The sequence below is a fragment of the Halomarina rubra genome, assembly GCF_023699475.1.
In the GTDB taxonomy this organism is placed as follows: domain Archaea; phylum Halobacteriota; class Halobacteria; order Halobacteriales; family Haloarculaceae; genus Halomarina; species Halomarina rubra.
Window position 1 is genome coordinate 689,134 of the sequence record NZ_JALXFV010000003.1, and the last position, 22,662, is coordinate 711,795.

The 22,662-nt window shown below is 64.4% G+C and carries 27 protein-coding genes and 1 pseudogene; 17 read left to right on the forward strand and 11 right to left on the reverse strand.

Annotated features, from left to right (window positions below; all coding sequences use genetic code 11):
- Nucleotides 1-88: 88 nt before the first annotated feature.
- Nucleotides 89-1,321, reverse strand: a complete 1,233-nt coding sequence (locus tag M1L36_RS08755) for an MFS transporter (RefSeq protein WP_305794385.1) — start codon at nt 1,319-1,321, stop codon at nt 89-91.
- A 274-nt stretch (nt 1,322-1,595) separates the two neighbouring features.
- Between M1L36_RS08755 and M1L36_RS08760 the strand changes: the two genes are divergently transcribed.
- The 4 genes from M1L36_RS08760 to M1L36_RS08775 all read left to right on the forward strand — a co-directional run bounded on the left by M1L36_RS08760 (nt 1,596) and on the right by M1L36_RS08775 (nt 4,506).
- Entirely contained in the window at nt 1,596-2,420 is an 825-nt protein-coding gene (locus M1L36_RS08760; RefSeq protein ID WP_250873329.1) for a CPBP family glutamic-type intramembrane protease, read from the forward strand.
- A 79-nt stretch (nt 2,421-2,499) separates the two neighbouring features.
- Nucleotides 2,500-3,522 carry an LLM class flavin-dependent oxidoreductase gene (locus tag M1L36_RS08765; protein WP_250873330.1) on the forward strand — a complete coding sequence of 341 codons (1,023 nt, stop codon included), beginning with the start codon at nt 2,500-2,502 and terminating at the stop codon, nt 3,520-3,522.
- Between the two features lie 172 nt (nt 3,523-3,694).
- Entirely contained in the window at nt 3,695-4,114 is a 420-nt protein-coding gene (locus tag M1L36_RS08770) for a CBS domain-containing protein (RefSeq protein WP_250873331.1), read from the forward strand.
- Nucleotides 4,114-4,506, forward strand: a complete 393-nt coding sequence (locus M1L36_RS08775) for a DUF2267 domain-containing protein (protein ID WP_250873332.1) — start codon at nt 4,114-4,116, stop codon at nt 4,504-4,506. Before M1L36_RS08770 ends, M1L36_RS08775 begins: the two co-directional genes overlap by 1 nt.
- 67 nt (nt 4,507-4,573) lie before the next feature.
- Here M1L36_RS08775 and M1L36_RS08780 read toward each other — a convergent pair whose 3' ends face one another.
- From M1L36_RS08780 to M1L36_RS08790, 3 genes and pseudogenes are all read right to left on the reverse strand, one after another.
- On the reverse strand, nt 4,574-5,293 hold the full coding sequence (locus M1L36_RS08780) for a helix-turn-helix domain-containing protein (protein WP_250873333.1): 720 nt from the start codon (nt 5,291-5,293) through the stop codon (nt 4,574-4,576).
- 684 nt (nt 5,294-5,977) lie between these two features.
- Nucleotides 5,978-6,592, reverse strand: a complete 615-nt coding sequence (locus M1L36_RS08785) for a class I SAM-dependent methyltransferase (protein ID WP_250873334.1) — start codon at nt 6,590-6,592, stop codon at nt 5,978-5,980.
- Nucleotides 6,593-6,641: 49 nt separating this feature from the next.
- Nucleotides 6,642-6,824, reverse strand: a pseudogene (locus tag M1L36_RS08790) (rhodanese-like domain-containing protein); the annotation flags it as partial.
- Between the two features lie 94 nt (nt 6,825-6,918).
- Here M1L36_RS08790 and M1L36_RS08795 point away from each other — a divergent pair.
- Genes M1L36_RS08795 through M1L36_RS08805 form a run of 3 tightly spaced genes read left to right on the forward strand, consistent with a single transcriptional unit; the run spans nt 6,919 to nt 9,094 of the window.
- The gene (locus M1L36_RS08795; protein ID WP_250873336.1) at nt 6,919-7,659 is read left to right on the forward strand and encodes a DsbA family protein; all 741 of its coding nucleotides are present in this window, start codon (nt 6,919-6,921) and stop codon (nt 7,657-7,659) included.
- Nucleotides 7,656-8,192, forward strand: coding sequence for a hypothetical protein (locus tag M1L36_RS08800; protein ID WP_250873337.1), 537 nt, complete (start codon nt 7,656-7,658; stop codon nt 8,190-8,192). The genes M1L36_RS08795 and M1L36_RS08800 overlap by 4 nt, the downstream gene beginning before the upstream one ends.
- Nucleotides 8,192-9,094, forward strand: a complete 903-nt coding sequence (locus M1L36_RS08805; RefSeq protein WP_250873338.1) for a cytochrome c biogenesis protein CcdA — start codon at nt 8,192-8,194, stop codon at nt 9,092-9,094. The genes M1L36_RS08800 and M1L36_RS08805 overlap by 1 nt, the downstream gene beginning before the upstream one ends.
- A gap of 116 nt (nt 9,095-9,210) precedes the next feature.
- Here M1L36_RS08805 and M1L36_RS08810 read toward each other — a convergent pair whose 3' ends face one another.
- The 3 genes from M1L36_RS08810 to M1L36_RS08820 all read right to left on the reverse strand — a co-directional run bounded on the left by M1L36_RS08810 (nt 9,211) and on the right by M1L36_RS08820 (nt 11,331).
- A complete protein-coding gene (locus M1L36_RS08810) occupies nt 9,211-9,615 on the reverse strand; it encodes a helix-turn-helix domain-containing protein (protein ID WP_250873339.1) in 405 nt (134 codons plus the stop codon).
- Nucleotides 9,616-10,369: 754 nt separating this feature from the next.
- The gene (locus M1L36_RS08815; protein WP_250873340.1) at nt 10,370-10,834 is read right to left on the reverse strand and encodes a DUF6691 family protein; all 465 of its coding nucleotides are present in this window, start codon (nt 10,832-10,834) and stop codon (nt 10,370-10,372) included.
- Complete coding sequence (locus M1L36_RS08820) at nt 10,831-11,331, reverse strand: YeeE/YedE family protein (RefSeq protein WP_250873341.1); 501 nt, start codon at nt 11,329-11,331, stop codon at nt 10,831-10,833. Before M1L36_RS08820 ends, M1L36_RS08815 begins: the two co-directional genes overlap by 4 nt.
- A gap of 290 nt (nt 11,332-11,621) precedes the next feature.
- On the opposite strand from M1L36_RS08820, the gene M1L36_RS08825 reads away from it, so the two are divergent.
- From M1L36_RS08825 to M1L36_RS08850, 6 genes are all read left to right on the forward strand, one after another.
- Nucleotides 11,622-11,867, forward strand: coding sequence for a sulfurtransferase TusA family protein (locus tag M1L36_RS08825; protein ID WP_250873342.1), 246 nt, complete (start codon nt 11,622-11,624; stop codon nt 11,865-11,867).
- 4 nt (nt 11,868-11,871) lie between these two features.
- Nucleotides 11,872-12,444, forward strand: a complete 573-nt coding sequence (locus tag M1L36_RS08830; RefSeq protein ID WP_250873343.1) for a DsrE/DsrF/DrsH-like family protein — start codon at nt 11,872-11,874, stop codon at nt 12,442-12,444.
- A gap of 230 nt (nt 12,445-12,674) precedes the next feature.
- Complete coding sequence (locus M1L36_RS08835; RefSeq protein ID WP_250873344.1) at nt 12,675-13,859, forward strand: MBL fold metallo-hydrolase; 1,185 nt, start codon at nt 12,675-12,677, stop codon at nt 13,857-13,859.
- 296 nt (nt 13,860-14,155) lie between these two features.
- Nucleotides 14,156-14,305, forward strand: coding sequence for a DUF7512 family protein (locus tag M1L36_RS08840; RefSeq protein ID WP_250873345.1), 150 nt, complete (start codon nt 14,156-14,158; stop codon nt 14,303-14,305).
- Between the two features lie 2 nt (nt 14,306-14,307).
- Nucleotides 14,308-15,309, forward strand: coding sequence for a sulfite exporter TauE/SafE family protein (locus M1L36_RS08845; RefSeq protein WP_250873346.1), 1,002 nt, complete (start codon nt 14,308-14,310; stop codon nt 15,307-15,309).
- Nucleotides 15,310-15,657: 348 nt separating this feature from the next.
- On the forward strand, nt 15,658-15,951 hold the full coding sequence (locus tag M1L36_RS08850) for a hypothetical protein (protein ID WP_250873347.1): 294 nt from the start codon (nt 15,658-15,660) through the stop codon (nt 15,949-15,951).
- 123 nt (nt 15,952-16,074) lie between these two features.
- On the opposite strand, the gene M1L36_RS08855 is transcribed toward M1L36_RS08850, so the two are convergent.
- The gene (locus M1L36_RS08855; RefSeq protein WP_250873348.1) at nt 16,075-16,497 is read right to left on the reverse strand and encodes a CoA-binding protein; all 423 of its coding nucleotides are present in this window, start codon (nt 16,495-16,497) and stop codon (nt 16,075-16,077) included.
- A gap of 295 nt (nt 16,498-16,792) precedes the next feature.
- On the opposite strand from M1L36_RS08855, the gene M1L36_RS08860 reads away from it, so the two are divergent.
- Nucleotides 16,793-17,101 carry a nuclear transport factor 2 family protein gene (locus M1L36_RS08860; RefSeq protein ID WP_379819858.1) on the forward strand — a complete coding sequence of 103 codons (309 nt, stop codon included), beginning with the start codon at nt 16,793-16,795 and terminating at the stop codon, nt 17,099-17,101.
- 125 nt (nt 17,102-17,226) lie between these two features.
- On the opposite strand, the gene M1L36_RS08865 is transcribed toward M1L36_RS08860, so the two are convergent.
- A complete protein-coding gene (locus M1L36_RS08865; protein ID WP_250873350.1) occupies nt 17,227-18,135 on the reverse strand; it encodes a bile acid:sodium symporter family protein in 909 nt (302 codons plus the stop codon).
- Between the two features lie 435 nt (nt 18,136-18,570).
- On the opposite strand from M1L36_RS08865, the gene M1L36_RS08870 reads away from it, so the two are divergent.
- A complete protein-coding gene (locus tag M1L36_RS08870; RefSeq protein WP_250873351.1) occupies nt 18,571-18,726 on the forward strand; it encodes a DUF7563 family protein in 156 nt (51 codons plus the stop codon).
- Between the two features lie 175 nt (nt 18,727-18,901).
- A complete protein-coding gene (locus M1L36_RS08875) occupies nt 18,902-19,453 on the forward strand; it encodes a hypothetical protein (RefSeq protein WP_250873352.1) in 552 nt (183 codons plus the stop codon).
- 33 nt (nt 19,454-19,486) lie between these two features.
- On the opposite strand, the gene M1L36_RS08880 is transcribed toward M1L36_RS08875, so the two are convergent.
- Nucleotides 19,487-20,005, reverse strand: coding sequence for a GbsR/MarR family transcriptional regulator (locus M1L36_RS08880; protein ID WP_250873353.1), 519 nt, complete (start codon nt 20,003-20,005; stop codon nt 19,487-19,489).
- A gap of 728 nt (nt 20,006-20,733) precedes the next feature.
- Between M1L36_RS08880 and M1L36_RS08885 the strand changes: the two genes are divergently transcribed.
- The gene (locus M1L36_RS08885; RefSeq protein ID WP_250873354.1) at nt 20,734-21,651 is read left to right on the forward strand and encodes a DMT family transporter; all 918 of its coding nucleotides are present in this window, start codon (nt 20,734-20,736) and stop codon (nt 21,649-21,651) included.
- 15 nt (nt 21,652-21,666) lie between these two features.
- Here M1L36_RS08885 and M1L36_RS08890 read toward each other — a convergent pair whose 3' ends face one another.
- Nucleotides 21,667-22,497, reverse strand: coding sequence for a fructosamine kinase family protein (locus M1L36_RS08890; protein ID WP_250873355.1), 831 nt, complete (start codon nt 22,495-22,497; stop codon nt 21,667-21,669).
- Between the last annotated feature and the right edge of the window lie 165 nt (nt 22,498-22,662).

A 22,662-nucleotide genomic window follows, 5' to 3' on the forward strand; every position in this document is an offset into this window, starting at 1 on the left:
ATAATAGCGATGGCCGTTCGAATCGCGCGACGTCGGCGCTCCGTGTCACTATCGAACGTCGCTGAAGGAGGGCACCCTTCGGCGTCGTTCACCGTGCCGGTTCGGGGGCCAGCCACGCGAGCGCGATGCCACAGCAAGCGAGACCGCCGGCGACGAGGAACGCGGCGTCGAACCCGGCGCTGTCGACGACCGCTCCGCCGACGATGGGTGCGACGAACGCCCCCGCGAGGCCGACGCTCGTCTGGAACGCCACCGCCGTCGCGGCGACGCGCGGGTGGACGAGTTCCCGGACGTAGGTGAACGACAGCCCCAGCGTCGTCTGGATGGCGAAGCCGGTGACGAGCAACACCGCCACCAGCACCGGGAGCGATTGGAGGCTGGTGAACCCGAACACGAGCGGCGTCGCGACGACGAACGACCCCAACACGATGGGCCGCCGTCGGCCGTCGAACACTCGGTCGGAGAGGAGGCCGCTGCTCGTCCGCGAGAGGACGCCCACCGCGGGGAACACCGCGACCAAGAGGCCGCTCGCGGCGACCGAGAGGCCGACCTCCTCGGTGAGGTACGGTCCGCCCCAACTGTTGACGAACAGGTAGAGCGCGTAGCCGAGGAAGCCCAGACCGCCGACGAGCCAGACGTTCCGGTCGCGGAGGACGGCCCCGAACTCCGCGACCGACGGTGCCGCACCGGCGCTGTGGCCTAGGCCCCGACTCACCGGCCAGAACAGCACGAGACCGAGCAGGGCGATGCCGTTGAACGCGAGGAAGATGGCCGGCCAGCCGAACTCCAGAGCGACGAGCGGGCCGGTCGCCTGCCCGAGCGCGAACCCGATGGGGCCGCTCGCGGTGAAGATGCCGACCGCGGTCGCCCGACGCTCGGGGTCGACCGCGCGACTCACCATGTCGATGCCGGCGTTCCAGACGGCGACGTACGCGACCCCGCCGAGCACTCGCGAGGCGACGACTCCTCGGAAGTCACCGTTCTCGCCGGCGACCCACCCCCACACCCCCGCGACGAACAGCGTGAGCACCGCGACGGCCATCGCACTCCGCGAGTTGGTCCGGTCGAGCACGACCCCGACGGGAACGCTCGCGACGACGGCCGTCCCGAACATCGCGCCGACGAGCAGGCCCGCCGCCGTCGCGTCGACGCCCAGCGACTCCTGGACCAGCGGCGTCACGCTCGCGGGGGCGATCTCGTAGGCCGCCAACCCCGTCGAGAGGAGACTCGCTCCGAGGACGAGGAGCCAGGTTCGGCGGTCGTCTCGGTCGGTCGACTGTGCGGCCGGGGCTCGCTCCACCGTCTCGGTTCGCTCCGTCATTCCGTAGCTGTCGTGAGGTCACACCGGGAGCGCGATAGGTCTGACTGCCACGACAACGTTGACGGCTGGTGGCCGTCGAAGCGATGTCTCGTCTCGTGAGGGAGGCGCTGCGCCAACCGGTCAGCCCGTGACGTCACATTCGAGCCCCACCGCATCCACCCCACCGCCACCGCCACCACCGCCACCGCCGTCGCCCGTACTCGGACCCTGCGGATTGCCGAGCGACAGGGTTCGAGATAGGTTGATGTTCTCGACCGTCCGTAGAGGACACTCGATGAACACCACCGCCGAGCGAGGGTCACAGCTAGCCGACCGACCGAGTTCCAGGGGGCAGTTCCTCCGTCGAACCCTGGCCGTCTTCGGCCTCGGACTGGTCGGTATCGTTGGCCTGGTGGTCTCGACGCTGCTGGTCCCCGAGAGCATCCCGGTCGTCGCCGAACTCCCGCGGTCGGTGCTCCTCGTCGCCATCGTCGTCCAGCCGGCGCTGTTGGTCCTCCTCGCCGCGGCCGTCGGCGCACGCCTCGCCCCGCGGGTCGGCTTCGACTCCCACGCCGTCGCCCGCGTCGACGGCACTCGCCTCCCGACGAGCCTCCGCGACGAGGCTCGCGTCGCACTCCCCGCCGGACTGGCCGCCGGCGTCCTCGTCGTCGTCACCGACCTCGCGCTCTCGGCCGTCGTCGGGGTGGACAGTCGGCTCGTCCCTACGGAGGCGGTCTCGCTTGGGGCCGTCCTCGCCTCCCTCCCGCTGCGCTTCCTCTACGGGGGTATCACCGAGGAGGTCCTGCTCCGATGGGGGTTCATGACGCTGCTCGTCTGGGCCGGCTGGCGACTGGCCGGCCGTCCGGCGACGCCCTCCGCGCGGACGGTCTGGGTCGCCCTCGTCGTCGCGGCCGTGGCGTTCGGCGTCGGGCACCTCCCGGCGGTCGCCGCGACCACCGCGCTGACGCCCGCGCTCGTCGCGCAGGTCGTCCTCCTCAACTCGGTCGGTGGCGTCGTCTTCGGGTGGGTGTACTGGCGCTACAGCCTCGAAGCGGCGATGCTCGCCCACGGCGCAGCCCACGTCGCGCTGGTCGCCCCCGTCGTCCTCGCGGCGCTCTGAACAGGGCTGACTCCGTCCCGAACGTGGTCCCTTCTGACGCGACCCGAACCGTTACCCTTCACAGTCCCCGACCCCGGCCGTGAACCTCTCCGCTGTCGACCTCTCTCCCGTCCCCGCCGGCGGGACCGCCACCGACGCGTTCGCGAACACCGTCGCGGCCGCCGAACAGGCCGAACGGCTCGGTTTCTCCCGGTTCTGGGTCGCCGAACACCACGGGATGACCGACACCATCGCCGGCACGACGCCCGAGGTGTTGCTCGGCAACCTGGCCGCCGAGACGGAGTCGATTCGACTCGGCTCGGGGGCGGTGTTGCTCAACCACTACAGCCCGTTCAAGGTCGCCGAGCAGTTCGGCACCCTCGACGCCCTCGCACCAGGGCGTATCGACGCCGGACTCGGGCGGGCGAACAACTCACCGGCCGCCGACCGCGCGCTCCAGACGAGTCGGCGCGTGCAGAACCCCGACGAGGACCACGCAGAGAAGCTCGAAGCCGTCGTCAACCACCTCTACGACGACTTTCCCGACGACCACCCCTACAGCGAGTTGGGTATCCCGCGCTCGGACCAGGCCCCGCCCGTCCCGTGGGCGCTCGGGTCGAGTCCGTCGAGCGCGGCCATCGCGGGGAGACTGGGCCTGCCGTACTGCTTCGCGGCGTTCATCCGCCCCCAACTCGCCACGCGCTCGTTCGAGCGGTACCGCGAGGGGTTCGAAGCGTCCGAGCTGGCCGGTGGCGTCGACGAACCGCAGGGTATCGTCGCGCTAAACGCCGTCTGTGCGGCGACCGACGAGGAGGCGGCCCGGCTTCGCGCCGTCGCCGAAGCGACGTACAAACGGATGCAACGCGGCGTCGTCGGCACGCGGCCCTCCATCGAGGAGGCGCTCGACGAACTCGGCGGCGTCCCCGACCCGACGCCCGCGACGCTCGACGACGGCGAGTGGCCGCGTGCCATCTCGGGCAGCCCCGAGACGCTCGCCGGGTTGCTCGACCAGCTCACCGACCGCGTGGGCGTCGACGAGGTGATGATTCAACACGTGACGGGAACCCACGAGCAGGCGCTCCGTTCGCACGAACTCGTCGCGGAGGGCGTTGGCGTCGCCTAATTCTCTGTCTTACCGGGGCGTTCCTCTGAAGGAGTCACTCTCGTGACCGACGGAGCGCCAGAACAGTCGATTCGTGTGTCGTCTTCGGCGATTTTTCGAACCACGGATTAGCATCAGACCATTGATAATACGTATGGCTTCTGCCGTCGTTGTAGCCGGTGGTGACTCGACCATGAGCTTAGCAACCCTCGCACGAGACGAGGTCGTGACTGCATCGCCAGACGCGTCCGGGACGGAACTCGCACGGCAGATGCGCGACGAGACGGTCGGCTGTGTCGTCATCACGGAAGACGACCGGCCAGTCGGATTAGTGACCGACCGCGACCTCACGATCCGACTCGTCGCCGACGGGCACGACCCGGCGACGACGACCGCTCGCGACGTGATGACCGAACACCCGACGACGGTCGACGTCGGGACGGGACTGTACGAACTGACCGAAGTGATGGAGGACAACGCCGTCCGGCGGATGCCGGTCGTCGACGGTGACCGGCTCGCGGGCATCATCACCCTCGACGACGTTCAGGGCCTCCTCGTCGACGAACTCGACAACCTCTCGGACGTTATCGAAGAGGAATCCCCCGACTACTGATGAAGTTCAGTCAGTTCGTCGGGCAGGCACAGCACCGCCTCGAACTCGCCGACGAGGGGCCTGCGCTTCGGGCGATACGAGCGACGCTGACGACCCTCGGTGAGCGCATCCAGGCCGGTGAGGCGAAGGACCTCGCGTCGTCGCTCCCGATGGAGATCGACCGCTTCCTCACGGAGGCGGAGTCGGGCCAACGCTTCGACTACGCCGAGTTCGTCGCCCGGGTGGCCGAGCGCGAGCACACCGACCGCTCGAAGGCAGCCTACCACTCCAAACGTATACTCGAACTCGTCGCCGAAGCGGTCGCGCCCGGCGAGATGAAGCAGGTCAGGGCACAGCTTCCCGACGACTACGAACCGCTGTTCGAATTAGTCGACGCGGGTGTGGAGCCATAACGGCCCCGACGGCGAGTAGGGACGAGACCGGCGACAGCGGGTCCGGACACACTCGCTGTTCAGCCGGTCACTTTTCGATATCGACGTACCGGAGGGCAAGCTGGGCTTCAGCCTGCCGGAGTCGGTAGGACAGCGTCGAGCGTGGGATGTCGAGCGACTCGGCGATCTCGTCGAGCGTCGCCTCACGCGGCGTCTCGTAGTACCCGAACTCGACCGCTGTCACGAGTGCTTCCTGCTGTTCGTCGGGAATCGACACCCCCGCGAGCGTGTTCTGTTGCCAGCCGACGGCGTCCCGGAGGTGACCCATTCGGAACGACAGTCCGTCGCGCAGTCTCGAACCCAAGGTGTCGTACAGGAGGCCTGCCTTCGCATCGGAGCGCATCAGGATACGCCACTGGTGGGTATCATCGACACGGTGGGTTTCGAACACGGTTCCCGGCTCGAGATACCGGCCGGCGATAGTGTGAAAAGACTCACAGTTGCGGATGTTCTCTAGATACGTGTAGATGACACGCTCGTTCGGCGTGCGTTCGAGAACGTCGTGATAGCGAGTCGCCTCACAGTCGGTCTGGGTAACCGTCTCCCCACACTGGCTATCGTCGAACCGTAACCGCTCTACTTCCTCCAGCGCGGCGGCCGGGCCGCGAACGCGTTCGACCCGCCAGAACCAATCGGCTGCTACACAACCGTCGAGGGAGTGAGCCACGAGCTCCGGATAGTCGAGAAAGACGTCCATCAACGGGTCGGCGCCGTGTTCGTACTGGATTTCGAAGGTGAATTCTCGCATGTTGAACTGTCGGGTAACGCTCCGGTGTGAACGAGGTCGGTTTGTCGTACGCCAAATCGACCACGACGACTGACCGGTTCTTCCCACTCACACATGGGTGTGTCGGGCTGGACAGCTCTGCTGGGACCGATAGTGGTGTTCTCGTCGTCTTCGTCCTGCTCTCTGACCGAGCGCCGCCTCCGCGACAGGCCGCTGCGTTCTAAACGGGGATCGGCTCCCGTAGCGAACAGGCGTGCTGGTGCGACGGTGAGTCCGACGGTCCGAACACGATTGTCCTCCCCGAGAGTATCGAAGCTCGACCGGGTAGGCGACCAGCCCTGTGGGTGTGCAACGAGCGAACGAGGGGCATCCAAACAACGATGGGTGTTCGGGAAGGACTCGATTTCAACGATGGACGACTCGACGGAGGACGGTGAGGGAGAATCGGAACCCCCGTCAAGATGGCCGGTTCTCTGGGTCGGAGGTGCTGTCAGTCTCTGTTGTCTCTTCGCTGCACCTGCTACGGGTGCCGCAGGAGCAACTCTTGCCGGCGGTGCGACCGCCGCGGCTGGTGGCACCCTCGTCCAGATCGCCGTCGTCGCGCTGACGGTCGGCATGATCGGTCTCGTAGTCCGACTCCGTTCGGGCTCCGACTCCTGCGAACGCGACGCTACACCGTAGCGACCGACAGCCTACCCACCTCGGTCAGTCGGTCGAATCCACGTTCGGCGGCCGGCGGAACACCTGTCCGTAGTGGTACGGTGGAAGCTCGACCGTTCGTTCGTGGACGAAGCCTTCCGACGTGAAGCGCGCTCGTGTCTCCGATGGGGAGAGTCGCAGGTCCGTCGGCGGCCCTCGCGGGACGTCACCGATGGTCGTCTCCGAGCGGGGTGTGTCGTGCCAGTTCACGACCGCGACGCGGCCCTCTGGGTTCAGCGCTCTCGCGAGTTCACGGACGAACGCTCCTGCACCCTCGATGCCGTGAAACGTGTTCATGAGCAGTGCGAGGTCGACTGGCCGAGGGAGATGTTCGGAGAGTCGCCGAGCGTCTCCCTGTCGCGTAACGATGGATTCGACGTCCTCGTCGGCCGCGTTCCGTTCGAGTCGTTCGAGCAGCGCCTCGTCGAGTTCGACTGCGTACAGCGGCTGGTCACCGACGAGTTCGGCAGCGGGAATCGTGAAGTAGCCATCGCCAGAACAGACGTCAACGACGGAGCACTCCTGGTCGACCCCGAGTTCGCCGAGGACGGCTGTCGGGTCTGGCCAGAGCGCTTCCCACCAGTCCCAGTCGGGTTGGCCTGTGTTTTGAAACCGTGTCATAGAGCGAGTAGTTCGGGGGTCAGTTCGCCGCGCAGTTGTTCGGCCCGAGTTCGAGGTCTTCGGCCTCCTCGTCGAGGAGTTCGTCGTAGATGGGGAGGTTGCGACTGCCGTCGATGTTCCACTCCTCGACGTCGTCTTCGTTACGAACGTCGAGGACGAACAGGCTGTCATCGCGTCGCTCGGCGACCTCTTCCGGGCTGATCTGCGGTGGAACGGATTCTGTCTCGCTCATCTTATCTCGAACTACCGGTTCGGTCTTGATAAGGGGCAAGTTGGCGTGCGCCAACCAAGGGACTACACAGGATTGGTAGCAAGGGTGGGGTATCGTGGCCCCCTCCGACCTCTCGCTCTCACGCAGAGCCCTCGTCGTCGGCGCTGGCACCACGGCCATCGGTGCGTGGGTCGTCTACGGTGCGTCTCAGTTCGCCGACGGCCAATCGACGGCCACACTCGACTCACCGATACACCAGAGCGAGGCGACGACCGGATTCGGTATCGACCTCGCCGGTCACCCGGTGATGGGTGATCTCGACGCCCCCATCGACATCTACTACTGGAGTGATTTTCAGTGTCCGTTCTGCCACCGCTTCGAGCAGGAGACGCTCCCCGAACTCATCAGCAACGACGTGGAGGCGGGCCGGGTTCGTATCGTCTTCATCGAGCATCCGTATCTGGGGTCAGCATCCATGACGGCCGCCGTCGCTGACCGCTGTGTCTGGCGGCAGATCCGGGAGGACTCACCGGAGACGTACTGGCCGTGGCACGCCTCGGTGTTCGAAGCGCAGGGCGACACCAACTCCGGGTGGGCCTCGAAGTCGAACCTCCTCGATATCGCTGCCGACGTCGACGGCGTCGACGGACGGGCCGTCGAGGAGTGTATGGCCGACAATCGGGAGCCCATCGAATCGAGCATTGAAGAGGACCTCGAACAGGCGGGCGGGTTCGGCGTCCGAGGAACCCCGTCCTTCGTCCTCTACCATCGACCGTCGGAGACGGCGGGGAAGATGGTCGGTGCACAACCGTACGAACAGTTCGAGACCGCCCTCTCCAAACTGGAATCACGATGAGGCAAGGAGCACTCACCGAGCGGGCGGAGTCGCTGGTCGTCGCCCTCACGTTTCCGCTGACGACGACCCCTCGAACGGTCGTCGCCGCCGGCGTCGCTGGGGTGACGTACTGCCTCCTCGTGTTGAGTTCGTTCCCCGAGTACAGCGTGCAACTGCTGTCTGCAGACATCGGGTATCTCGACGAGGCACTCGTTGCACTCACGGCGAACACGGTGGCGACTGCGGGAACGACTGGGGTGGCGCTCATCGTCGCCTACTCGCTGCTCGCGGGGATCGCCATGGTCAACGCCGTTACGCAGGTGCGGGTGGTCGGCCTGCGAGGTGCCGGGAGTCTGTCTGGCGCGGTTCCTGGCTTGCTTGCCTCCGGGTGTGCTAGTTGTGGGGCTGGGGTACTCGGCTTGCTCGGGCTAGCGGGCGCACTGGCGACGCTTCCGTTCCACGGGAACCTCCTCCGTCTAGGTGGGTTGGTGCTGCTGTTGGCCTTCCTTGGCCGCGCAGGTGATCCACGCGTGTGTAACATCGAGACCCAGTGATGCCGCTTTCACAACCACCCGTTCTGGTAGCGGCGTACGCTGCTGGCGTGTTGATGTTCTTCGCCCCGTGCAGTGTAGGACTCCTCCCAGCGTACCTCTCGTACTACTCGGCCCACGACGATGGTGGGACGGTCACCGAGACGAACGTCGACGTGCTGACCAGACCGGCGCTCCTGACGGGAACTTTGCTGTTTCTCGCAGGCGCGGTACCGCTGTTTTACATGGCAATGGCTGGAATTCGAATCACCCTCCCGGGGTACAGTGTCCTCGTCCCGCTGGCTCGGCAAGGGACCGGCAGCTATCTCCCGTCGGTCGGACTCGTCGTGTTCGGAACCGTCGCCGTCGCAGGAACCCTCGGTGGTCAGCAACTCTGGAAGGGGCTGCGTATCGGTGGGTACGTCACCCTCGGCATCGTGGCCGTGTACCTCGGAGTCGGTGGTGTCGTTCTCGTGGTCGGCGAGTGGGTTCGGCCGTACCTGATGAGTCTCGAACTGCTGGCGGGGCCGCTGCTCGTCCTGCTCGGACTCGCATACGCCGTTGGATGGTCCCCCTCGACACCGGTCGCGCTCCCCGAACGTGCCGACGTCTCTCCCACGGCGTTCGTGGGGTTTGGGGTGCTCTACGGAATCGGGAGCCTCGCGTGCAATCTCCCTGTCTTCCTCGGTGTCGTCCTGTCCTCATTCTCGACCGCAGGCTTCGCACAAGGGCTGTTGGTCTTCCTCGCGTTCGGGGCGGGGATGGGGACGCTCATGATCGGCGTCAGTGTCGTGATGCATCTCGGGCAGACCACCGTCTCACTCGGGACGTATGCCAGTCGGGTCCACCGACTCGGGGGGCTCGCACTCGTCGGTATCGGACTGTACGTGTCGTGGTTCACGCTCGTCTCGTTCGACGTACTCTGACCACGAGGTCATTCATTCGGAACGTGCCAACCCCTCGTCCTCGACAGTACGAAGGTCGTAAGCCGGTGTCTACGAAGAATCGCCGAGAAAGGTCTTCCGTCAGGGCGGATAGGATGTCAGTTCTCAGCAGAGGCTGGAGCGCGCTCCGCGTCGTCGTACTTGGTGCGGAACTCCTGGATGAGTTGCCCCATCTTGGCGTACCAGTCGTTGAGTAGCCGCTGCATGTCATCTGCTGCTTCGTCAGCGGCCACTGGCTCGAACACGTGGTAGTACCCCCCGTTCTCGTAGTTCACCTGCTCTTTCCGGACGAACCCCGCGTCAAGCAGTCGCTGGATCGAGCGATACGCGGTCGTCCGCTCTCGGTCCACTTGCTCGGCGACCTCGTCGACGGTCAGTGGTTCTGCGGTCTCGACGAGGACCGAGAACACGGTCCGGTCGAGGTCTTTGAGACCGTGGAAGCACTCAAGTAACCCCTCACACTCCATGTCTTCTCGGAGCATCTCGCTCATGGCGTCAGGCATTCGTACGTGTACTCTAGACCCTCGCGCGAAAAGGTCTTGCGCAATCTTCGAACAACTATCTCTCGAATGAGTTCCTTTTTCCTTGCTCGTCTCTCGCCCTGTTTCGAGTCGTTTTACTCGCAGTTCACCGGTCGCGTCCAACCGGCGCGGTCGACACGCGACCACCGCGGCGACGAGGGGTGCCGAGACGACGATAGTTGTGACGAGTGTCCCCGCAAGCGTCCCGGTGCAGTCAACGGCCAAGTCTCTTCGACGAACACTGTCACGAGAAGCACCCACGCACCGTCGAGGATAGCGAACAGCGGAAGTGGACTCGTTGGAGGCGGTGTGAAATGGCCTCTTCGCGCGATATCTACCGTGTCGGGTGAGCGTCGTCGTCTGCCGACTCGCACCACCACTGGACACCGACGCTTCGATCGGGGTCCAATCCGGGTCTCTAAACGTTCTGCTGGAGTATCGAACTCGCGAGTGAGAGAGCTTCATCGGGTTGACCTCGCCGCGGTAGCCGTGGGCGAGGACGGAACTCGGACCCCCGTTGACGTGCAAGAATCCCTCGCCGGCATGCGGGTCCTACCCTCGCGCCGTCACTGGGTCCAGTCTCTCTGACGTCCGCTGTCATCACCTTTCCTCCGCTGTTCGGCTGGGTCATGATTGTGGGTGGTGAGCAATAATCTCGATCGACGACCAGTAACAGGTTCTCGTTCGCGGGTGGGCGGTCCTCGTCGTCCCTCTCGTCCCTCTCTGTCGATAGTGTTCAGTCGCTGGTCGCTCCGGTGGATGCGGTCGTCCCCGTTCGGTGGGCACGCCAGTAGGCCTGTACGTACGCGCCGATGAACATCCCGGCGATAGCCCACAGAATCTCGACGTTCCCGATGCCGACGCTGGCGTAAGCGGCGCCCGGACAGATGCCCGAGACGCCCCAGCCGACACCGAAGATGCCGCCGCCGATGATGACGTTCCGGTCCATCGACTTCACACGGCGGCCGTGCGTGTCACCGGTCAGCGGTGCGCGGTCCAGCACGCGCGGAACGACGAAGAACGTCAGTCCCGAGACGACGGCGGCCCCGCCCATCACGAGGAGCAGGCCGAGGTCCTCGAACTGGAGGAAGTCGAGGACGACCTCCGGGCGAGCCATCCCGCTGTACGCGAGGCCGAACCCCTGTAGCAGCCCGCCGAGGACGACCAGCGGGTAGAACAGCGGGTGACGCCCGTCGCTCACGGGCTCACCCCCAGTGCCAGCATCCCCATCGCTGTGACGATGGCGACGCCGACGAACAGCGCGACGTTGACGATCGAGGTGCGAGAGACCGACCCGATGCCACAGACGCCGTGTCCGGCCGTACACCCCTTCCCGAGACGCGTGCCGATACCGACGAGGACGCCACCGCCGAGCAGTCGCCACCACTGGACCTCGGTGTGGAACGCACCCGGGTGGGCCGGGTCGAGGACGAGTCCCCACAGCGCCGCCCCCACGACGATGCTCGCGGCGAACACGACCCGCCAGTCACGCGACGTGACGTACTTGTGCTGGTTGAGGCGCGGCAGGTCAGAGACGTACGACAGCGTCGATTCGAGGAACGTGCTGTTGCCCGGGATGATCGCCGTCCCGATGTAGATGACGGCGATGCCGGTCGCGACGAGCACCCCACCGATAGCGTACCGCGCCATCCCGTTCGGGAACAGCTCGCCGAGCATCTGCAGCGCCACCCCCGTCATCGTCTCCCTCTCTGCTGAGGAACGGCTGTGTCACCCTGTATCGATAGCGCTCCGTTGGTAGGCATCTGTCTTGGTCTTGCAGTCTAAGCGCAATAAAAATTCGGATTCAACTGTGGTCGGTTGTGTCAGTGATGGTCGTAGAGAGGCCAAATTAGCACTTTCAACGGCAAATACAGGTCTTTACGCTCCTCTGCCAAGATTGTTCGCCACATCAGAGTTGCAGAAGGTGGGCAATACAAACGATAGGTTTTTGAGTCCGAGTCCGGTACTGTTTGTCGAGTACATCACAGATGAGTTCAGACATCGATGCCACCGAGACGCTCGACGTGAAAGGCCAGAACTGTCCGATGCCGGTCGTCAAGACCAAGCAAGCTATCGACGACCTCGCCGCCGGCGAGACGCTCGAAGTGCTCGCGACCGACTCGGGCAGCGTGAGCGACTTGGCGGGATGGGCCGAGGCGACCGACGGGGTCGAACTCGTCGGGCAGACCGAGGGCGATGGGCTGTACACGCACTACGTCCGGAAGACGGAGTGATACGATGAGCACCGACACCACGTCCGGACCCGAAGACAGTTCCGTCGCGGAGCTTCGCGCCCGCATCGACGAACTGGAAACACAGCTTTCGGACCTCGAAGCCGAGGTGGGCGACGACCCGAAGAAGATGGTCATCATCGCGACGAAGGGGACGCTCGACATGGCGTACCCGCCGCTCATCCTCGCGTCGACCGCCGCTGCCTTCGGCTATGACGTCACCGTCTTCCACACGTTCTGGGGTCTCGAGATCCTCCACGAGGACCACGCCAAGGAGCTGAAGCTGAGCTCGGTGGGCAACCCGAACATGCCGATGCCCAACGCCATCGCCGCGCTGCCGGGGATGGACGAGGTGACGACGCGGATGATGCGCAAACGCATCGCCGACAACGAGGTCGCCACCGTCGAAGAGCTCATCGAGACGTCCATCCAGACCGGCGTGGACCTGCAGGCGTGCCAGATGACTATCGACCTGCTGGGGTACGACGAGGACGACTTCTTCGACGGTGTCACCACCGGCGTCGGGGCCGCCTCCGCGTTCCAAGAGATGGTCGAAGCCGACATCCAGCTCCTCGTCTGAGCGATTCTTTGCCACGGCCTGCCGGTCCGTTTCTCGACTGAGACCACCCACCCGACTTCCATCGGCTCTCCGCTTCTCGTGACGAGCCAGTATTGTGTCGATTCGTGCACTTACCGTCGTATTATTCGCTTGTTGGACTCCTCCGACGACAGAGCGAGAACGATACCCGACTCTGTATTGCACACTATCCACAATACTTTTGAACCGGGGACGAGTACGCCAGGGTACACATGGACGACTTTCCAGCACCGGAGACGCCCGTCGACGTGCTCGAACCAGCGGCGTTGAAGGACCGAATCGACACGGGAGAGCCCGTGACGGTACTCGATGCCCGGATGCCTGCGGACTTCGAGGAGTGGCATATCGACGGCGAGAACGTCGATATCGTCAACGTGCCGTACTTCGAGTTCATGGACGGTGTCGAGGAGGAGGTTCTCGAACAGATACCGCACGGTGACCCACTGGTCGTGCTCTGTGCGAAGGGCGGGGCCAGTGAGTTCGTCGCTGGTGCGTTGGCCGATGCGGGTCGGGACGTCGTTCATCTTGAGGACGGGATGAACGGCTGGGCACGTATTCTCGAACGAGTCGAGGTCACCACGTACGATGGCCCAGGCGCCGTCTACCAGTACCAGCGGCCGTCGTCCGGATGTCTCTCGTACCTCGTCGTCTCCGATGGTGTCGCTGCCGTCATCGACCCACTGCGTTCGTTCAGTGACCGATATCTCGCCGACGCCGAGCGACTGGACGCGACGCTCCTCTATGCGTTCGACACGCACATCCACGCCGACCACATCTCTGGCGTTCGGGCCCTCGACGACGCAGGGGCCCGTGGAGTCCTGCCAGCACCGGCGCTCGATCGGGGCGTTGCCGATGCCGACGTCCTCGAAGCCGTCGACGACGGAGAGACCATCGACATCGGTGAGACGACCATCGAAGCGGTTCACACACCTGGTCACACCTCGGGGATGACGTCGTACCTCGTCGGGGGAGCACTTCTCGCGACCGGGGATGGACTGTTCACCGAGAGCGTCGCGCGGCCTGACCTCGAGGAAGGCGACGATGGAGCGGCCGCTGCGGCACGCACGCTTCACGAGACGCTCCAGCAACGGATTCTGACGCTCCCGTCCGAGACGGTCATCGCACCGGCTCACTTCAGTGACGCGGCGACCACGGCCGAAGACGGGTCGTACACGGCCACGGTCGGTGAACTGACCGACCGGATGAGTGCGCTCTCGCTCGACGAGGAGTCGTTCGTCGAACTCGTGCTCGCGGACATGCCGCCACGTCCTGCGAACTACGAGGAGATTATCGAGACGAACCTCGGACAGCAGTCGGTCGGCGACGACGAAGCGTTCGAACTCGAACTCGGGCCGAACAACTGTGCAGCCAGTCAGGACTCGCTCGCCGACGACTGAGCGACGCCGCGGCCTCACGTGCAATTGTCTGTAGATATTCGCGCTCGTTGACATCCTCCTCGCCCTGACGGGCGAACAGTTCTCGCCGGTTCTTCGTAACCGGTGGTCCAGTACGTCCCACATTGAGCGACAGCCTCGGGTGCGTCGGTATCATCCCGTAACTTATCGATATCCATCAGTGGGATACGCGAATATAGTATTGCAGAGCCGGTGCAAAACTGTTATATGGGCAAACAGGCAACTTGGAGTATGCAGTATTTCGAGATTGGCACAACACGCACTTCGGGGCAGAACTGATGTTCGGAATCGAAACGCTCGGCTCGACGCTGCAGTCGGTCGTGCTCGTCGGCCTCGTGCTCGTCGAGGCGCTCGCGCTCTACGTTGGGTACGGCACCCTCGAGGAGGCAGTCGGTGAGCGATTCGTCACAGCGTTCACGGGTGAGTGAGTGTGGAGGTTCTGGGCGTCGGCATCGCACTCCTCACGATGTTCGTTGGGTTCGGTCTCCTCATCGGCATCCTGTTCGGGTTCTTCGGCATGGGCGGGTCGTTCCTCGTTACGCCAGCGCTCATCGTCATGGGCTACCCGACGCGGGTCGCCGTCGGTAGCGGCCTCGCGTTCGTGTTCGGGACGTCGATCATCGGCGCACTTCGCCATCGGTCGCTCGGACAGGTGGACTACACCCTCGCCGCACTCATGACGGTGAGCGTCACCGCTGGCATCGAGGTCGGAAAACGGGGCGTCTTCGCCCTCGAGTCACTCGGACTGGCGGATACGGTCGTCTCCATCGCGTACATCGGGCTGTTGGGTGCCGTCGGTGCGTTCATCCTCGTGGATTCACGACGAAAATCGAACGAGGAGTCCTCCGACACGGCAGACGATCAGGTGGGACTGTTCAGTCGAATCCGAGTCCCACCGATGATCGACCTGACTGGTGGCCCGTCGATATCGGTGTGGGTCATCTTCGCCGTCGGACTCGTCGTCGGCGTCCTCGCTGGATTCCTTGGCGTCGGTGGCGGGTTCCTGTTGATGCCCGCGATGATGTACGGGTTCGGCGTTCCGGCCGCCGTCGCTGTCGGGACCGACATCCTCCAGATTACCATCTCCGGTGGCGTCGGGAGTCTCCTCTACGCTCAGTCCGGAGGGGTCGACCTCAGCATCGTCGTCCCACTGCTCGCCGGGAGCGCCCTCGGTGCGCGAATCGGCGCGGCGGCCACCAAACTGGTCGACGAGGACGCGATAACGGGGTACTTCGCGGTGATGCTACTACTCGGGGCTGTCGCGGTCGGAGTCCGGCAGGCGGGCAACTACCTCGGCATCGAGATGCTGCAGGTGGTCAGTCTCGTCATCATCGTCGGTGCCGCGCTGTTCGTCAGTGGAGCAGTCGTGACGCTGAGCCTCCGAGAGCTGCGGGCCGTCCGAACCTCGACACCGCAGTCGAACACGGACTGACACCCTCCTCCTCGGCCCTGACGCTCCCCCATTGGTATCGTCGCCGAACAGAACTCCGGCTCAGGCGGGGAGAAAGAGGCCCGTTCGACCTCGGTCCGGATGACTTCTCGAACACCCTGCTGGCGGATTGATCTCCCCCCGCGCCTGAAGACACGGGAATCGGCGTCGACGAGATGCCGATTAGAGGAGGACTCGGTAGCGCGGGTCAGGGGAAAGCCGTGGACGTCGGGGTGACACCGAACGCCAAGACGGCCACTCGTCCTCGCCCGCCAGAACGGACCGGCGCGCTACCGCTGAGTTCTTTCGTCTCCCCTGATACTTATTATCCGCTCGGCCGAACGGTCACGTATGAGTTGGTCCCTCCCTCCCGGTCGTGTCCTCCAGCGCTGGGCGTTCCGATACGCCGTCATCGTCGGTTGCAGTGCCATCGTCTACGTCTCCCTCGGCGGCGTGTTCGTCGTCCCGGACAAGTGGCGTGCGCCCGCCTTCTACGTCCTCGGTGGGGTGGCGGCGTCTGCTGTCATCGCCCTCGTCGTCGGGCTCGTCCTCTCGTTGACTTCCCCCGGTGCTGGTTCATCGCCACCCCCGGAGGACGACCGCCCGTCGATATCGGAAATTCTCGACCGGCGCCAGCGTCGCTGACGGTCCCGCCACTCTCGGCTCCCGACGAACTCCATACGGAGACACCTCCCGCTGGGTACTCCGAGTTCGATGTGGGGCCGAGCCGTGTCGAGAATCCCACGGAGTCGCCCGTCTCCCGAGTGGTCAGTCCATAGGATGACGGATTAGCCGCCCGTGCTCGACCTTCATACAGTGGTCCTGGACGACGTCCAGCCCGGCGGCTTCGGCCGTCCGCGCCGCTTCGTCGTTTCGAATCCCCTGTTGCATCCAGATAGCCTTCACGTCGTCGCGGGCGAGCGCCTGTTCGACGATTTCGGGGACTTCCTCGCTCGGTCGGAAGACCTGGACGACGTCGACGGTGTCCGTGACGTCGGCGAGCGAGTCGACCGCCCGCTCGTCGAATATCTCGTCGGCGGTCGGGTTGACCGGGGATAGGTGGTAGCCGTGGCGCTGGAGGTACGCCGGCACGATGTGCGCCGCCTTCTCGTAGGAGGTCGACGCCCCGACGACGGCGATACGGTCGTATCCGAGCACCCGACGGAGTCCGTCGGCGTCTTCGATGGGCATAGACGAGATAGCGGTCGCCGGGCGATGAGTGTGGTGCCGTTTCGGCTCCGGCGCTTCGCGTCGGGTCAGACTGCAGGCTGGGTAGGCCAGGGTTCGCGTCGAAGTCGGCCGCTGCTCACTCTGTTGACGTCGCCGTCTTTGCAACTCGAATACAACTTCGATGGCCGCGTATACCTGTCTGTGCTGTTTGCCGGTCTTTCTGCCATACTGTCGGGTCCCGTCAGAGCTATACTGACTATAGACACTATGTTGACATATGGGTTCGACTGAATCGGTGTTGACACACCACCTTGAGATGTTTGGTAATGGGAATCTGGATGGGTTGATGGACGATTACGCGACCGACGCAGTGCTCATCACCGCTGACGAGACGTACAGGGGCGACGACGAAATCCGGGAGATGTTCGTCAGTCTGCTTTCGGAGTTCGACGACCCGTCTGTCGAGTTCACGCTCACGAAGCAGGTCGTAGAGGGAGAGTTTGCCTACATCATCTGGAATGCAGAGACACCAGCCAATCACTACGAGTTCGCGTCGGACACGTTCGTCGTGCGCGACGATGAGATCGTCGCACAGACGTTCGCAGCGAAGGTATCGCCCAAGTAGTGGTTGTGGCCGGTGCTTCGATGTCCTGCGTATTCGACAGGCGTTGAATACAGCGAGGGATCCCCTCAGCTCGAACAGTTGTATCGGCTCGGTTGTCCGTCAGCAGCCGACTGGCCTCTTGTGCGCTACTCGTGGTCATCCCGACGAACCCACATCGCGAGTCCCGCGCTGCTCGTCATCTCGACGACCCCGAAGACGACGGCTGGGAGTGACGCGATGGTCGGCAAGCCCGCTGCGACGACGAGTGCTGCTGCGACGGCGAAATCACGCATCCCGACGGTGAGCACCGACGCGACTCGCATCGGTCGGGTGGCCCGTCTCGACACGAGATATCCGAGCCCGTATCCGAGGAGGTTCAACACGACCGCCCCGACAGCTACGCGCAGAATCACCGACCGACTCGACCGGAGAACCTCCGCGTTGGCGGCCGTCACGCCACCGATGACGAGGACGACCATCAGTGCCGACACGGTGGTGTAGTACCGGTCGTACCGGCCGACGCGTTCGGGCCACCAGGTCCGAACACCAACGCCGAGTCCCATCGGGACGACGACGGCGACGAGCAACTGGCGAACGATGGGTGTCGTCGGAACGGTGACACCGTCGACGAGGAGCGCGACCATGCCCGGGACGAACACGACGCTCCCGAGACCGACGGCGACGAGTGCCGTCGTCGCCAGCGCGGTGTCACCGTCGGCCAGTTCGGTCATCACTGGGGTGACGAGCTCCGGGGTGACCGCTCCCAGCACGACGAAGCCGACGGTCACACCCGGAGCGGCCCCCACCACTCGAGCGATCACGAACGCGAGAACCGGCATACAGACGTGTCCGAGCAGTATCGCGGCCAGTGTTCGGGGGTCGACGTCGCGAACCGCTTTGAGGGAGATCGTCAGCGAGATGCTCCCGATCATCACCGCGAGGATCAGCGTCGAAGCGCGGGTCACGCTCGCTAGCTGGGGAACCAGCAAGCCCGCAGCGACGGCCAGAACGACCCACGCGAGTAGATAGTCCTCGACGAGGTCGGTGAGCGCCATCGATTGGTTCTACCCGGGAAACGGACCCCTCGGCAATACGGCTGTGGTTCCGGCTACCGCCCACGAACGACTCTCTGAGTGGTCGCAACTGCCGTTCGACACTGCTCTAAGGGACCGCTCGACGAGCGAGACACCACCAGAGGACGGTCTCGGTGGGAGAGAACATCGCACTCGGCTCCAACGTCCGGTACGACCGACGCCTGTGAAGCTCGTACCAGCGCGTTCGACCGCGTTCGGTCGGTCGACGTGGCTCTCGATATTTCAGGGGACGCCGAGTGGAGACCGACGGAGCGTTCGAACCTGAGAACGCTGCTGTCGAGGCAGTTATCGAGAGGTGCCACCGTCTGCCCTAACACACGTTAACGTCGAGGCTGTGCTGACAAACATACCAACTGTAAGTTCCTATGGAACGGTCCGCCGACTGTAGAGACGACAATGGCTCACTGCGACCACTGCGACGCACACGTCTCGCGTCGGTTCGAGATCGTCTTCGCGAACGTCGACGGTCTGATTCTCGCCTGTCCGAACTGTTCGCCGAACGCGGGTATCGCCGAAGCCTCGCAGGACAGAGCGGGCACGAGGTCCGAGTGACGACGACGGGCGGCGACCGATTCGTATCCGGTCGTCGACCACCGCGGGTCCCCGGTGACTGACTCACCGAGTAGAGGGTGGCCGGTGCCACCATCGGCTGTGAATCGCGCTCTGTGACTGTGTCGCCACGGAACCCCTTCCAAACCCTTAATCCAAGCGCGTACTCAATCGTGCCATGGCTCAGTACGAGGCGTTCGACCAGCGAACCGAGGTCCACGGTCGAACGATTCTCGTCGTCGTCGACGACGCGCTCGCCCGGTTCTCGGAGGAGTACCGCACCACGGCGCTGGACACGCTGGCGGCGAACGGTGTCGACGACCCCACACCGGACGGGTGGTACCCACAACAGGCGTGGCTGGATACGATGGAGACCATCGCGGACGAACTCGAACCCCACCTGCTCGACCGCCTGGGCGGACAGATTCCGGCGGTGGCCCCGTGGCCGGACGGTATCTCGACGGTCGAAGCGGGACTCCAGTCCATCGACGACGCGTACCAGTCCAACCACCGCGGCGGTGACGCCGGCTACTACGAGTACGAACACGAGGGCGACCGGACCGGGCGGGTCACCTGCGCCAACCCGTACCCGTGTCTGTTCGACCGCGGACTCGTCCGTGCCGTCGCTCGACAGCACGCGCCCGTGAAGTCGTTCGTCTTCGTCGAAGAACGCGGCCAGCACTGCCGCAGAGCGGGCGACGACACCTGCACGTACACGGTCTCCTGGTAGCTGCCGAGCGTCGGCGTCGCGAACCCTGCTCGACTACCCGTCGTACTGTTCGATCGCGTCGGCGAGTTCACTCGGCGAGTACTCCATCGACGCGTTGAGCAGCGTCTCGAGCGTGGAGTAGGTCTCTCGAAGTTCCTCGACGCGTGCTTCCTCGACTTCCGTGTCCTCATCGTCCAGCGACTGGAGACGGGTGAGGGCACGGTCGAACGTGCGCTGACTCGCGCTTATCTCGCGGTGGACGTACTGCTGGAACACCTCCTGGAGGATGAACCACAGCTCCGTCTCGGCGGCGAACTGGACGCGCTTGCCACCGCCGCCCGACGACCGACGGCGAATCAACCCGAGTCGCGTGAGTCGACGGGTGACGGTACTGATAGTCGACTTCGCGTAGCCGGTGCGCTCGACCAGCTCCGGTATCGACAGCGGCTCGCCCGCGAAGTGGAGCACTCCGTAGACGCGGCCGGCGCTCCGGCTCAGCCCGTACATCTCCGCCGACCGCTCGATCGACTCGACGACCTCTTCGACGACCGCCGCTCGTTCGTCAGTCTCCACCAGTGCTCACACCCCCTCGAAGGCAACTCCACATTTGTTCGATTGTGTATCATTTGAGGAACCAAAACCATTAAACGGTTACGACTGCTCGTTCGGATTGGACCGAACAGTCGGAACAGACCTATCGGTCCCCTCTGACAGCAGCAGACGCCCACCGTCTGCCCCTCCAGCGGACCCCTTTCGATGTGTCTCCCGCTGGTGGGTTCTTCGAAGTACACCGACGCTATCGACGCTCCGTCGTCTCGTTCCGTCTCGACACAGAGCCTCTGCTGGTGCCATTCGGAGTCCAGCTCAGAGAACAGTCGTCGCCGATCGAGAACCGTCTAGGTCGAGCGTCGACCGACCGTGGCGGTGGATTCTCGCCTGCCGTTGAGAGAGATACGACTCGTTGGTATTGTATCCGAACAGAACATCGGCCCGAGCGGGATGAAAAGGCCCGCCAGGCCGACTGTCCTAAATTGGTCCCCGCTGACGCTTCGGCCCTCCAGACGAAGCGTCGATTACTGCTTGTGGGTCATCCATGATAAAGCCTCGTGCTTGCGTATGGAACACTGATTGCACAATACTGGTTGACACTCTTCGTTCGCCAAAGAATGTGGGAAGACTGACGTGTTTGACACAAGCTGAGGGGGCTGTCACGTGCGTCCTGTATCAGTGCTCCGCAGTCCAACTCCTGCACTCGTCGTCGAAGAAATCAGCTTCATTAGCTGGACGCGCGCAGGTCAGCCATGACCGTCGACTCTGCGATGCTGGTCTACCTCTTCGCGCTCGTCCCGGCCGTCATCTGGGGGTTCACACCGGTCCTGGACAAACGGGGGATGTCGCTGGGCGGCACCGCCCTCCAGGCGTCGCTCGTCGTGGTCGTCGTCGACCTCACTCTATTCGTCGCCGCCTTGCTCGCACTCGACGGACTGGATTTCCTGGCGGGACTCGACCTCTCCATCGCGGCGCTGTTCCTCTTCGCCGGAGCCACGGGGACGGCCCTCGGCCGACTGTCCATCTTCGTCGGCGTCGACCGCGTCGGCGCGAGCATCAACAGCGCGGTCGTCAGCACCCGACCGCTGTTCGCGACCGCGTTCGCCTTCGGCCTCCTCGGCGAACCTATCTCGGCCGACATCGGCGTCGGCATCGTCGTCCTCGTCGTCGGTCTGGCGATCCTCAGCCTCGCGAAGGGTGGGGACATCACCGGCTGGCAGCCTCGCGACCTGCTCTACCCACTGGGGTCGGCCGTGCTGTTCGCGTTCGGGAACGTCCTCCGCCGGTTCGGGTTGGAGACCGGGGGTGCGGAGGTGTTGCAAGCCGTCGCGCTCAACGAAGCCGGTGCACTGTTCGTCTTTCTCGGCTACGCCGCCGTCCGGGGGACGGCGGGCTTTCACTCGGCCGACCGACGCTCGTACGGGTACTTCGCTATCAGCGGTGCGCTCACCGGCATCGCACTGCTCTCGCTGTTCAGTGCGCTCGCCCTCCCGAGCGGACAGGTCGCCATCGTCGAGTCACTGGCGTCGACGGCACCGCTGTTCACCACCGTCTTCGTCTACTTCCTGCTCCAGGACCTCGAACGGGTGACCCGTGGCATCGTCGTCGGGGCCGTGCTCGCGGTGCTCGGGGCTGCGTTGGTGACGCTCGGACCGTCGTTGTCTCTGTAGTCGGACCGTCAATACTCAGTAACCGACTCGCTGCAGCGTTTTGTCGAGTTCGCCGTGATACTGGCCGCCGAAGAGATGGACGTGGACGAGCAGTGGGTATAGCCGGTAGACGAACCGACGACGCTCGAAGAATCCAGCGTTGATTCCCCGCCGTTCTCGGTATCGCTCGAAGAACCCCTCGTCGAACGTTCCGGTCCAATCGATGTACGCCAGTTCGATTTCGGGGTGGGCGTAGTATATCGCCGGGTCGAGAAACGCGCTCACTTCCCCATCACTGGCGAGGACGTTCGTCGTCCAAACGTCGCCATGAATCAACGCTGGTCGCTCTGGCTCGGTCAGTAGTTCGCCCAAATCGTCGCATACCGCCTCGAGCCTGGCCCGTGTCTCCCCTGGAAGATCTGCCAGAGAGAGGAGCTGTCCGAGTCGGTGCTCGCGGTAAAACTCGACCCAACTCTCTGTCCACGTGTTGGGCTGGCGAACCGGCCCGGTGACCGTATCGAAGTCGAGCCCAAACGCTGCGCCGCTGTTCTCGTGGAGTGCGGCGAGGTGGTCGGCTGCATCGCGCGCGACGCAAGCGTCGTGGTTGGTCACACCGTCGACGTACTCGATGAGGAGCAGCTCCGAATCCGCGTGATACACTGTTGGAACAGGCAGAGTGCTATGCTCGGCGAGATAGCGGAGCATCCGCCCCTCGACATCGAGCGGTGTCTCGCCCGTCTTCGCGACGACTCGTCGGCCGTCGGCCAACGTCACCTGGCGGACCGTCCCGATCTGCCCGCCCGTGAGCTCCCGGAACGTGGCCGGCGACGAGCCGAGCGCAGATTCGATGTCGCTCTCGAGGTCCACAGCTATCAGACCAGTACGTGCTCAAAGAGCGTTGCTCTCGAATGTGTTCGTACTACGAGTTGGACTGCGACCAGTCTGCCTCCCAAGGTGGTCTCTCGAACTCGCTTCTGGATGTCTCGCTTCTAAGGCCCTCCAATCGTCCTACCGCCCACGTCGACCTCTCAC